The sequence below is a fragment of the Saccharopolyspora sp. NPDC050642 genome, from assembly GCF_040654735.1.
Lineage (GTDB): Bacteria > Actinomycetota > Actinomycetes > Mycobacteriales > Pseudonocardiaceae > Saccharopolyspora > Saccharopolyspora elongata.
Map to the genome: position 1 here is coordinate 627,573 of NZ_JBFAIN010000001.1, position 12,153 is coordinate 639,725.

At 71.0% G+C, this 12,153-nt stretch carries 8 protein-coding genes and 1 pseudogene; 4 read left to right on the forward strand and 5 right to left on the reverse strand.

The window, feature by feature from the left end; translation table 11 throughout:
* Positions 1 to 70: 70 nt before the first annotated feature.
* Positions 71 to 1,191 (reverse strand): annotated as a pseudogene (locus tag AB0H93_RS02955) (erythromycin esterase family protein).
* Positions 1,192 to 1,272: 81 nt separating this feature from the next.
* On the opposite strand from AB0H93_RS02955, the gene AB0H93_RS02960 reads away from it, so the two are divergent.
* Positions 1,273 to 2,001: a TioE family transcriptional regulator gene (locus tag AB0H93_RS02960; protein WP_358566433.1), complete on the forward strand. Its 729-nt coding sequence runs from the start codon at positions 1,273 to 1,275 to the stop codon at positions 1,999 to 2,001.
* Positions 2,002 to 2,009: 8 nt separating this feature from the next.
* Here AB0H93_RS02960 and AB0H93_RS02965 read toward each other — a convergent pair whose 3' ends face one another.
* Together AB0H93_RS02965 and AB0H93_RS02970 are read right to left on the reverse strand one after the other, a co-directional pair.
* Positions 2,010 to 2,945: an alpha/beta hydrolase gene (locus tag AB0H93_RS02965; RefSeq protein WP_358566436.1), complete on the reverse strand. Its 936-nt coding sequence runs from the start codon at positions 2,943 to 2,945 to the stop codon at positions 2,010 to 2,012.
* Between the two features lie 142 nt (positions 2,946 to 3,087).
* Positions 3,088 to 4,227: an NAD(P)/FAD-dependent oxidoreductase gene (locus AB0H93_RS02970; RefSeq protein WP_358566439.1), complete on the reverse strand. Its 1,140-nt coding sequence runs from the start codon at positions 4,225 to 4,227 to the stop codon at positions 3,088 to 3,090.
* Between AB0H93_RS02970 and AB0H93_RS02975 the strand changes: the two genes are divergently transcribed.
* Positions 4,205 to 4,741 carry a PadR family transcriptional regulator gene (locus AB0H93_RS02975; RefSeq protein ID WP_358566442.1) on the forward strand — a complete coding sequence of 179 codons (537 nt, stop codon included), beginning with the start codon at positions 4,205 to 4,207 and terminating at the stop codon, positions 4,739 to 4,741. The two genes, AB0H93_RS02970 and AB0H93_RS02975, sit on opposite strands and share 23 nt — an antisense overlap.
* A 129-nt stretch (positions 4,742 to 4,870) precedes the next feature.
* Here the strand turns inward: AB0H93_RS02975 and AB0H93_RS02980 are convergent, their stop codons facing one another.
* Positions 4,871 to 5,890 carry a phosphotransferase gene (locus tag AB0H93_RS02980; RefSeq protein WP_358566445.1) on the reverse strand — a complete coding sequence of 340 codons (1,020 nt, stop codon included), beginning with the start codon at positions 5,888 to 5,890 and terminating at the stop codon, positions 4,871 to 4,873.
* 154 nt (positions 5,891 to 6,044) lie between these two features.
* Between AB0H93_RS02980 and AB0H93_RS02985 the strand changes: the two genes are divergently transcribed.
* On the forward strand, positions 6,045 to 8,339 hold the full coding sequence (locus AB0H93_RS02985; RefSeq protein WP_358566448.1) for an FdhF/YdeP family oxidoreductase: 2,295 nt from the start codon (positions 6,045 to 6,047) through the stop codon (positions 8,337 to 8,339).
* On the opposite strand, the gene AB0H93_RS02990 is transcribed toward AB0H93_RS02985, so the two are convergent.
* A complete protein-coding gene (locus AB0H93_RS02990) occupies positions 8,340 to 9,557 on the reverse strand; it encodes a molybdopterin molybdotransferase MoeA (protein WP_358566451.1) in 1,218 nt (405 codons plus the stop codon). It abuts the gene before it with no gap.
* Between the two features lie 280 nt (positions 9,558 to 9,837).
* Between AB0H93_RS02990 and AB0H93_RS02995 the strand changes: the two genes are divergently transcribed.
* Positions 9,838 to 12,123, forward strand: a complete 2,286-nt coding sequence (locus AB0H93_RS02995) for an FdhF/YdeP family oxidoreductase (protein ID WP_358566454.1) — start codon at positions 9,838 to 9,840, stop codon at positions 12,121 to 12,123.
* The last annotated feature ends 30 nt before the right edge of the window (positions 12,124 to 12,153 follow it).

A 12,153-nucleotide genomic window follows, 5' to 3' on the forward strand; every position in this document is an offset into this window, starting at 1 on the left:
CGGCAATCCCGCGAACGGCAGCACTGGGCTGCGGGGGGCGGCCCACCCGCCACCCGCAGCTCCGGTCACGTCACCCCGGGATCGCGCCGTCGGCGATGTGCAAGATCGCGTCAGCCGCGCCGAGGATCGCCTCGTCGAGGGGGAAGTAGCCTTGCTCCGGCGTGGTGTCGGTGCGCGTGCGGGCCGCCGTGACCGAGGCGGCCTTCGTCAGCCCCCATGTGGTGATGCGGCTCTGCAGGATGCCCTCGTGGGTGTCCGGCTCGGGCTCTCCGAGGTCGATGGCGGCGCTGCGGCCCAGGCTGCCCGCACTGCTCGCCGAGCAGCGAAGCGAGGATGGCGCCGGCCCCGGACCAGTTGATGTCCATGTCTCCCAAGCGCATGTAGCTCGGGCCCCGCTTCAGGTGCAGGTTGTGCGCGAAGACCAGCGTCGCGCCGCGGCGGGCCTCGATGTCCCGGATCTCCAGGAGGTTCTGGGCCATGAGCGCATCCCGGATGGCGGACAGGCCGGCGACCCGCGCGCTCTGCTCGAGGCGCTTCGCCGACTGCCTGTGGTACCGCAGCAGGCCGAGACCGGCGGTGAGGTGCGCCTTGGCCCTGATCCACTCGGCGCGCGATGTCGCCGCGATCAGTTCCGGTGCGCGCACGTAGAACGCGGTGAGCATGTCGTCGGCGATCGATCGCAGCGTCTCCGCCTCGGCGGTGGCGCCGACCGACATGGCCGGGTCCAGGATCGCCTCCGTGCGGCTCCACCGCTCGTCGTCACCGACGAGGCCCGCGAGGCCGAGGTCGATTCCCAGGTGGTCGCGGGCGAATTCGAGGTAGCTGCGCGGGCTGGGCGCGCTCATCATCTCCATGGCGGCGTCGAAGCCGTGGAAGACGAGTCGTTGTTCCGCGGGGCGGCTCTCGTTGTACTCGCGCATCCAGGCGACCAGCCGCCGGTTGGTGTCGAATTCCCCGAAGCCGTGGGAGAAACCCTCGCTCATCGCCGCGTCGAGGGTGCCCGCTCCTCCCTGGACGTAGTCGCGCGGCCACGCGATCGGTCTCGAGCGCGATCGACCGGAAGCCCCGGTCGGCCAGCTGGGCGAACAGCTGGTTGCGGAGCCGCCCGAAGGCCTGTTCCAGGTGCGCCGGCTCGCCGAAGGCCAGCAGGTCGCACGGCGGGGTCACGAAGTCGTTGATGTCCTGACTCATGTGCCTGAATCATATCTTAGAAATCCCGGTTGATACTTTCGACGGCACTATCCCGGATTCATACGGTAAAGTCTCAACCCAGTGAGAAACTTGCGACCAGCCGACCTCGCGCGCGAGCACGGCATCTCGACCCAGGCGGTGCGCAACTACGAGCGGGACGGGTTCCTCCCGCCCGCCGAGCGCACGCACAGCGGCTACCGGGTCTACACCGAGCTGCACGCGGCGGCCCTGCGCGCCTACCTCGCCCTCGCCTCGGCGTACGGCCACGCGGCCGGCGGCCGGATCATGAACGCGCTCCACGACGACGCGCTCGACAACGCCCTGCTGATCATCGATCGCGGCCACGGCCAGCTGCTCCGCGACCGCGAAACCCTCGATGCGGTGCGGAAAGCGGTGGATCACCTGACGGCGGAGCCCGATACCGCCCCAGACCGGCCGGAAGCCGCCGTGCCGCTGAACATCGGCGAACTCGCGCACCGGCTCCGCGTCACGCCCGCGACCCTGCGCAACTGGGAGGACGCCGGCATCCTCGTCCCCGCGCGAGACCCGGCCACCGGATACCGCCGCTACCGCGCGGGCGACATCCGCGACGCAGAGCTCGCCCACCTGCTCCGGCGCGGTGGCTACCCGCTGGAGCACATCTCCACCGTGGTCCAGCAGATCCGGACCGCCGGCGGCACCGAGGCGCTGTCCCGCGCCCTGGCCGACTGGCAGCGGAAGCTCACGGCGCAGGGCCGCGCCATGCTCGACGCGGCCACCCACCTCAGCCGCTACCTGGGCTTGCTCGACGAATCCCGGCCCTCTTCCTGAGGCACGGCCTACTCCTCGGCCAGCCGGTCACCGAGCCACGACTCGACATCCCGAACGGCGGCGGCGGCCATCGCGGTCGGGAAGGAGATGAAGCCTTGCACGGACTCGGGGTACACCCGGACGTCCACGTCGCCGCCCGCGGCGGACAGCCGGGCCGCCATCGCCAGGTTGTCCTCGAGGGCCTTGTCCAGGCCGCCCACGACCAGCAGGGCCGGTGGCAGGCCGGCGAGATCGCCGTAGAGCGGGGAGATGCCGGGGTCGGTCCGGTCGGCGACGTGACCCGCGTACGCCCGGATGAAGAACTCGTCGGCGATCAGCCGGCCGCCCGGAGATCGCCCGCTCAGGTCGTAGGCCCCGTAAAGCAGGGCCGCACCGGCGAACCGCTCGGCCAGGCCCAGGGACCGCAGGCGGAGCAGGGTGACCACGGTCAGGTTGGCTCCCGCCGACGCTCCGCCGATCGCCAGTTTTCCCGTGCCGAACAGGGATTCGGCGTGTTCCACGAGCCAACGGGCGGCGGTTTCGCAGTCGTCGGGAGCCGCGGGCCACGGGTGCTCGGGCGCCAGCCGGTAGTCGACGCTCACGACGGCCACGCCGAGGGCCTCGGCCAGGCGGGCATTGCGGCCATCGCCCCAGGCCGCCGATCCGAGGTAGAAACCCCCGCCGTGGATGTCGAGGAAGACGCCCCGGACTTCGTCTCCCTCGGGAACGGTGATGCGCACCGGGACCTGGCGCCCACCGGCTTCGGCGAGGCGGTCGACGGCCTTGCCGCCGGACTGGGCGGTGGAGGCCAGCCGCTCGCGGATCTGCCGCAGGCCCTCGGGCGTGGCCGGATCGGGCATCGGCTGGCCAGCGGCGGCGGCCCGCGAGGCGGCGTTGAACTTCCTGCTCTCCTCGACGTGCGCGGCCAGATCCTCGTCGATCAGCCGTTTCAGCCCGATCTCCATGCTTCTCCTCCCAGGTTCCGCTCGACGGCGGTTTTACTCGCGGATTCGCGTCAAGGATCGGTCGAGCGCCGTCCGCGACACGCCGCCGGCTCGCGCACCAGATGATCGGTCGGCCATGGCCGACTCGCCGGGACTGCCGGGGTCACCGCGCGGACGTCACCGGTGAGTCCCAGTCGATGCGGTGACCGTACATCCAGTCCATGGACTCCGGGTTCGGCTTGTGCAGTTTGAAGATCAGCGGCAGCACGTGCCGCATCACGGGGCCGAGCGTCTTGCCGTCGCCGTTGCGCTTCCCTTGCGCTACAACACGTTCCACCCGGGTACGGCGCAGTGACTCGTACGCGGTGAAGGCGGCGGGTACGCCGTCCGCGTCGCGCAGGCACTTCGCGAGCGTGACCGCGTCTTCGATCGCCATCGACGCGCCCTGGCCCGATGCCGGCGAGGTGGCGTGTGCCGCGTCGCCGATGATGATCATCCGGCCGCGGTGCCAGGTCGGCACCTTCGGGAAGTCGTAGGTGTTCCAGCCCGCGAAGAGCTCGTCGCTCGCGGTGACGAGGTCGCGGGCGGGGCCGTCGTCCTCGGTGAACAGGTCGAGCAGTTTGGCACGCCACTGGTCCTCGCTGACGGCGGCCAGCTCTTCCTTCGGCAACTCCTTCGGCTGGCGCGGATTGGCGAACCACCACACGTCGCCGCCGGGGTGGACGAGGTAGCAGTAGAAGCAGCCACGCCCGAAGACCATGTGCATCTCGCCGGGCTCGGCGTCGAGCCGCAGTCCTCTGGCATAGCCGCCGGTGTTGAGCAGCGGTACGTACCTCGGCGCCGGCGCGTTCGGGTCGATGATCGTGCGGACGGTCGAACGCAGGCCGTCGGCGCCGATGAGCAGGTCGGCGTGCGCGGTGCTGCCGTCGGCGAAGGTGGCGGTCACGCCATCCGTTGCCGGCGTCGCCGCCACCAGCCGCTTGCCGTACTCGATCGGTATGCCGCGCCGCACGGCCTCGTCCCGCAACGAGCTGTACAGCGCGGCGCGGGTGATGGTCTGCGTGCCGGTCCCGTCGGGTAGCGCTGCGCCGAAGCCGAACTCCGCCATGGGTCTCTTCCCGCCCATGCCGATGGACATCTTCGTGGTCGCGAATCCCTTGTCGCGCACGATCGCGTGCAGGTCGAGCGTGCCGAGCGCGGCGATGCCGTTGACCGCCAGGGTCAGGAACGCGCCGACGCCATCCGCGCCGCGGTCGTACGCCTCGTAGACGGTCGCGTCGATGCCGGACTTCTGGAGCGCCATCGCCGTGACCGGCCCTGCCACGCCGCCGCCGATGACGAACGTGGCGCAACGCAACAGCGTCTACCAGACGATCGACCGCCTGCTTCGTGCCGAGCTCATCGCCGTCCGGGAGACCGCCCGCGACGAGCGCAGGCCGGAACGCACGGTTTACGAGATCACCGACGCCGGCCGGGACGCACTGCGCACCTGGACCGCCGAGATGCTCGCGAGCCCGGCCCGCGAGTTCCCGGAGTTCCCGGCCGCGCTCGCCACCCTCATGGTCCTGACTCCGGAGGACGTGACGGCCGGGCTGGCGAAGCGGGCGGCCGACCTGGCGACCTCGCTGGCGGCCGACCGCGAGGCCCTCCGGGCCGCGCCGGAGCTGCCGCGGCTGTTCCTCCTGGACGAGGAATACTCGATCGCGGTCCGCGAGGCGGAGCTGAAATGGGTCGAGGGCGTGCTGGCGGCGCTCCGGTCCGGTGAGCTCGCGTGGTCGGAGGAGTGGATCCGCTCGGTCGCCGAAAAGCTCGCCTAGCCGATCGGGGCTGAAGTCCCGGCTGGACTGTGCGCCGCACAAGGGCGAAGGGCGTCCATGATCCTCGCCGGCAAGGACTTCGAGGCATGCCAAGACGATCACCGCCTGTGACCGTCAGGAATCGATCCTCTAGCAGGCGAGGTCCAGGTGACCGGCGTATTCGCCGGTTTCCGCGTAGGTCCGCATCAGGTCGAAGATCCCCTTCGCCCGGCCGGGTCCCCAGCTCAGGACCGCCTCGTTCGCCGAGCTCAGCACGAAGTTCAGGATGATCACGTCGCGCATGACGAGGAACTCGTCGAACCGGGCCATCGCCGGCGGCAGCTCGCGCACCGCGCGATATCCGCGCAGGTATCCCGCCGCGAACCGGCCGTAGGACGGCGCGTCGCAGACGCGCAGCACGGAGGAGAGCACCGTGGCGATGTCGAGGGCGTAGTAGCCCCAGCCGCAGTCGTCGAAGTCGATGACCGCCGTGTCGCCGCCCGGCGTGCGGACCAGGTTGCCGCGGTGGAGGTCGGCGTGGCTCAGCCCCCAGTCCGCCGGGATGCGATCGGGCATCCGGTCGCGGACCCTCGCCGACACCCGGTCCAGCAGGTCCAGCTCCGTCCGGTCGAGGCGGTCGCGCGCCTTCGGGTCCGCCAGCGCGGCGCCACCGGTGAACACGTCGTCGAAATCCCAGGACGGCCGAGCGAATTCCGCGGGCGGGCGGTACCGGTGCGCGTGGTCGTGCAGGCTCGCGGTGAGGCGGCCGAGTTGCTCGGCGACCCCCGGGACCGAATACGACGGCGCCGTCGTCCCCGGAATCCACTCGAACACGACCGACGTCACCGGCTCCGGCCAGCCGGCGAGCGACTGCGTGATCACCCGCTCCTCCCCCGCGGATTTCGGTACCAGCACTGCCTTTTCCGACGCGATCGCATCGAGCCAATCCAGTTCCGAGCGCTGTTCCTGCGGGCTCCGGCCCTGCCGCACGGACATGCGCAGGACGTACTTCGCGGAACCGGCGTCGACCAGGAAGACCGCGTTGTCCTCGTACTGCACGAGCCGCAATCCGCGCGTTTCGATGCCGTGGCGTTCGAGGGTGGGGAAAGCGAGCTCGCGCAGCCGCTTGAGCTGGGATGAACGGGCTAGCGATCCGAACGGGCGGGCCATTTCGCCAAATTAGCACCGCGAACCACCCCGAGATCGGATTCCGGCTGGCGGCAGCGGCCTTCCGCGCCGGGGCACCGATCCGGTGCCGGTTTGCCGCTGTCCAGGTGCGGTGGTGGGATGCGGTGGTCGGTGCGAGACCTGCGGGAGCGTGGTCATGGACGAGCGAGACGGCAAGCACCAGGACGCTGCGCAGCCGGAATTCCGGCCCTACCACCACCCGGCCGCCGGCTGGGGCGCCGCGAAGAGCGTGACCGAGTTCCTGGTCCGCGAGCGCGAGCTGGTGAACGGCCCGCGGGCGATCATGAAGATGAACCACGAGAACGGCGGCTTCGACTGCCCGGGATGCGCGTGGCCCGACGACACCAAGGGCCTGCACCTGGACATCTGCGAGAACGGCATCAAGCACGTGACCTGGGAGATGACCCGCAAGCGGGTCGACAGGGAGTTCTTCGCCGCGCACCCGGTGGCCGAACTGGCGGAGTGGAGCGACTTCGACCTCGAGGACCAGGGCCGCCTGACCGAGCCCATGCGCTACGACCCGGCGTCCGACCACTACGTGCCGATCAGCTGGGCCGAGGCCTTCGCCCTCGTCGGACGCACCCTGCAGGAGCTCGACAGCCCCGACCAGGCGGCCTTCTACACCTCCGGCCGCCTCGGCAACGAGGCGACCTTCCTGTACCAGCTCATGGCGCGGGAGTTCGGCACGAACAACCTCCCGGACTGCTCCAACATGTGCCACGAGGCCAGCGGCCGCGCCCTGCAGGCGTCCCTGGGCACCGGGAAGGGCACCGTCGACCTCAAGGACTGGGAGATGACGGACGCCCTGTTCATCCTCGGGGTCAACGCCGCCTCCAACGCGCCCAGGATGCTCACCGCGCTCGCCGAGGCCTACCGGCGGGGCGCGCAGATCGTGCACATCAACCCGCTGGTGGAGGCCGCCTCGACGCGCACGATCATCCCGCACGAGTTCGCGCGGATGGCCACGTTCCGGCCGACGCGCACCGGCACGCTGAACCTGCAGCCGCGCATCGGCGGCGACATGGCGCTGGTCCGCGGCATGGCGAAGGCCGTGCTGGAGGAGCAGAAGTCCGACCCGAAGGCCCTCGACGTCGAGTTCATCGAGCGCCACACGGCGGGCTTCGCGGAGTACCGCGCCCTGTGCGAGGCGACCTCGTGGGACGAGATCGAGCGCCAGTCCGGCGTCGGCCGCGCCGAAATCCTCACGGCGGCCCGCGTCTACTGCGAGGCCGACCGGAGCATCGTCAGCTGGTGCCTGGGCGTCACCCAGCACGAGCACGGCGTCGACACGGTCCGCGAGATCGTCAACCTCCTGCTGATGCGCGGGAACCTGGGGCGGGAAGGCGCCGGGCCGTCGCCGGTCCGCGGGCACAGCAACGTCCAGGGCAACCGGACCTGCGGCATCGACCACCGCCCGGACGAGGCGTTCCTGCAGCGGCTGGCCGGGGTCTGCGACATCGATCCGCCCCGCGCCCACGGCCTGGACACGGTGGGCACCGTCGAGGCGATGCACCGCGGCGACGTGAAGGTGTTCGTCGGCATGGGCGGCAACTTCGCCCTCGCCGCCCCCGACACCCCCTACACCTCCGCCGCGCTGCGGAAGTGCCTGCTGACCGTTCACGTCAGCACCAAGCTCAACCGCAGCCACCTCGTCCACGGCCGGCAGGCGCTGATCCTGCCGTGCCTCGGCCGCACGGAGAAGGACCACCAGCGCGGCAGCCTGCAGGCCACGTCGGTGGAGGATTCGATGAGCATGGTGCACCTGTCGGTGGGCATGAAGCGCCCCGCGTCGCCGCACCTGCTGTCGGAGCCGGCGATCATCGCCGGGATGGCGCGCGCCGCGCTGCCCGGCAGCAACACCCCGTGGGAGAAGTACGTCGAGGACTACGACCGGATCCGCGACACCATGGCCCAGGTCCTCGACGGCTTCGAGGACTTCAACAGGCGCGTCCGGCTGCCGCTCGGCTTCCGCCTCCGCCAGCCGGCCCGGGAGCTGGTGTTCCGCACGCCGTCCGGACGTGCCGAGTTCTCCACGGCCGCCCTGCCCGACGTCGTCCCCGTCGCGGGAACGCTGGCGCTGGGGACGATGCGCTCGCACGACCAGTGGAACACCACCATCTACTCGGACAACGACCGCTACCGAGGCATCAAGAACCTCCGCACACTGGTCTTCATGAACGCCGACGACATGCGCGACCGCGGCATCCGCCGGTTCGACGACGTCGACATCACCAGCACGGCCCGGGACGGCAGCACCCGCACGCTGCGCCGGTACAAGGCCATCCCCTACGACATCCCGCGCGGGTGCGCGGCCGGTTACATGCCCGAGATGAACGTCCTCTGCGCCATCGGCGACTACAGCACCCAGAGCGACCAGCCGCTGATGAAGCACCTCAAGGTCACCGTGGAGGCGTCGCAGCCCGCCGGGTGATCACGGTCGCGGCACCTCCAGAACGTCCACAGTGGAGCCGATGGGCAGACCGCCGGGCGGGACCACCGCGAGGCCGTCGGCGAGCGCGAGGCCGCGCAGCATCGCGGGACCGTCGAAGGGAAGCGGCGCGGCCGCGTTCTCGCGGAGCAGCACCGGCAGCAGCCTGGTGCTTCGCGGATGTCCGGGCAGCTCGGCTGAGACTTCGACGCGTCGCGGCTCCGCGTCCGGCCGACCGCTCAGGCGGCGCAGCAGCGGGAAGGCCAGTGTCACCGTTCCCGCGACGGCCGCGAGCGGGTTGCCGGGGAGCCCGACGAGCCGGCGGTTCCGCCCGTCCGCGGCTGGCGGAAGCTCGGCGAGCAGCATCGGATGACCTGGCCGCACGGCGACGGAGTCGACCAGCAGCCTGGCGCCGGTCTCGGCGAGCGCTGCGTGCAGGAAGTCGACCGGACCGGCGGCGGTGCTGCCGGTGGTGACCACGACGTCGGCCGGTGAATGCCGGATCGCGTCGTGCAGCAACTCGAAGTCGTCGGCGATCCGGCGCCGGCCGATCACGTCGCCGCCGCATTGCAGCATCGGCGGCAGCAGCGGGCTCAGCGCGTCGCGGACCCCGCCGCGGCGGGGCAGGCCGGAGTCCAGCAGTTCGTCACCGAGGACCAGCAGCTCCACCGTCGGGCGCCGGTGGACGACGAGCCGGTCGTACCCGGCCGCCGCGGCCAGGCCCAGCACGGCGGGCGTGACCGTCGTACCGGCCGGCAGCAGCGGCTCGCCCGAGCGGCATTCCTGACCCCGGGGCCGGACATCGCGGCCCGGGACGGGCGGGCTCGGCGCCCGGTTGAACAGGATCCGGGCCGACCTCTCCACCTCGCCGTGCTCGCTGCGCAGCACCGCGATCGGGCCGGGTGGCAGCTCGGCGCCGGTCGCGATGCTCACGGCGGTGCCCTCCGCCAGCGGTTCCGGCCGCCCGCCGGCCAGCACGCCGGTGCCGCCGAGCCGCCACGGCCCCGGCCCCGCCACGGCCCAACCGTCCATTGCGGACGTGTCGAACGGCGGCAGGTCGGTGAGCGCGACCAGCGGTTCGGCGAGGGCGTGGCCGAGCGCGTCGGCGAGCTCGCGCGCAACCGCGGGCAGCGGCTCCCCTGCGGCGTCCCTGGCGGTGTCCCGCGCCTGCGCCCAGCTCTTCGCGGGCGCCTCGGCACCGATTCGTGCAACGAGATTCATCTGATTCCCCGCCCGGTGCACCGCCGACGGAACGCCTCGTGCTGTTCGCAATTCTCGGCGATGCGGAAGTCCCGGTCGGCCACCAGTTTCCGTTATCGGGCCCGAATGGTCAAAGCGGAGTCCCCTACCAGCCGATAAGCAATGCCTATCACCGGCCGGACCGGAGTCGATAAACGGCGCCTATCAGATCATCGCCGCTCCCTCTTTGACTTTCACCCGCCGGTGCCGAACGCTGAAAAGCGCGGCGGAATTCGGAAATGTACGAGGGGTTGGCCACGACATGAGCAAGATCGAAGATCCCGGCGAGGACGCCCTCTCGGTCACCCCGCCCAAGACCTGGGCGGCGGGACTGCCCGCGGTGGCGCACGCCATGGAGTACTCGCTGGGCCAGACCTCGGTCCGGCGGACCATGCTGACGCTGCTGAACCTCAACCAGGCCAAGGGAATCGACTGCCCCGGCTGCGCGTGGCCGGAACCCGGCCCGAAGCAGCGGCACCTCAACGAGTACTGTGAGAACGGCGCCAAGCACGTCAACGACGAGGCGACGTCGCGCCGGGTCACCGCCGACTTCTTCCGCCAGCACCCGGTCTCCGAGCTCGCCCGCAAGTCCGACTACTGGCTCAACCAGCAGGGCAGGCTCACCGAGCCGATGGTCAAGCGGCCCGGATCGGACCACTACGAGCCGATCACCTGGGACGACGCCCTCGGCCTGCTCGCCGGCGAGCTGCGCGCGCTGGACTCCCCGGACGAGGCGTTGTTCTACACCTCGGGCCGGCTCAACAACGAGGCCGCGTTCCTGCTGCAGCTGTTCGCGCGGGCGTTCGGCACGAACAACCTGCCCGACTGCAGCAACATGTGCCACGAGTCCAGCGGTTTCGCGTTGCAGCAGACGCTGGGCATCGGCAAGGGCAGCGTGAGCCTGGACGACATCCACGAGTCCGACCTGATCTTCGTCGTCGGCCAGAACCCCGGCACCAACCACCCGCGGATGCTGTCCGCGCTGGAGGAGACCAAGCGGCACGGCGGGCAGGTCGTCGCCGTGAACCCGTTGCCCGAGGCCGGGCTGATCCGGTTCAAGAACCCGCAGAACGCCCGCGGGATCGTCGGCCGCGGCACCGCCATCGCCGACCAGTTCCTGCAGATCCGCCCCGGCGGCGACCTCGCGCTGTTCAAGGCGCTGAACCGGCTGCTGCTGGAGGCCGAGGACGCCGCCCCGGGCACCGTGCTCGACCACGAGTTCATCCGCGCGCACACCACCGGCTTCGAGGAGTTCGCCGAGCAGGCCCGCCAGATCTCGTGGGACGAGATCCGCGCCGCCACCGGGCTGACCCGCGAAGAGATCGAGCAGGTGCTCGACCGGGTGCTGGCCAGCAGGAGCGTCATCGTCTGCTGGGCGATGGGCCTGACGCAGCAGAAGCACGGCGTCCCCACCATCCGCGAGGTCGTCAACTTCCTGCTGCTGCGCGGGAACATCGGCAAACCGGGGGCCGGGGTCTGCCCGGTGCGCGGGCACAGCAACGTGCAGGGCGACCGCACCATGGGCGTCTGGGAGCAGATGCCGCAGTCCTTCCTGGACGCGCTGGAGCGGGAGTTCGGCTTCACCCCGCCGACCGAGCACGGCTGGGACTCGGTGGATTCGATCCGGGCCATGCTCGACGGCCGGGCCAGGTTCTTCCTCGGCGTCGCCGGGAACTTCGTGCGGGCCACGCCGGACAGCGACGCCACCGAGCGGGCGATGCGCCAGTGCCGGCTGACCGCGCACATCTCGACCAAGCTGAACCGCTCCCACGCGGTGTGCGGCGAGATCGCGCTGATCCTGCCGACGCTGGGGCGCAGCGACCGGGACGTCCAGGCCGGCGGCGAGCAGTTCGTCACCGTCGAGGATTCGATGAGCGTGGTGCACGCCTCGCGCGGCCGCCTGGAGCCAGCCTCGGAGATGCTGCTCAGCGAGGTGGCGATCCTCGGCCGCCTGGCGCGGCTGACGCTGGGCTCGGATCCCGACATCCCGTGGGAGGAGTTCGAGGCGGACTACGGCGCGATCCGGGACCGGATCTCGCGGGTGGTGCCGGGCTTCGAGGACTTCAACGCGCGGGTGGCGAAGCCTGGCGGGTTCGCGCTGCCCAACCCGGTGAACAGCGGGGTCTTCCGCACGCCCAGCGGCAAGGCGGTCTTCACCCGCAACGAGTTCGAGATGCTGAGCGCGCCCGAAGGGCATCTGGTGCTGCAGTCGCTGCGCTCGCACGACCAGTGGAACACCATCCCGTACGCGCCGAACGACCGCTACCGGGGCATCCACAACGCCCGCCGGGTCGTGCTCGTCAACCCCGCCGACCTGGACGCGCTCGGGCTCGCCGACCGCGCCGCCGTGGACCTGGTGAGCGTGTGGCACGACGGCGTCGAGCGGCGGGCGCGCGACTTCCGCGTGGTCGCGTACCCGACGACGCCGGGCTCCGCCGCCGCGTACTACCCGGAGACCAACGTCCTGGTGCCGCTGGACAGCGTGGCCGACTTCAGCAACACGCCCACCTCGAAGGGAATCGTGGTCCGGCTGGAGCCCCGCGCCTGACGCCACCACCGGAAGGTCCACATCGGATCG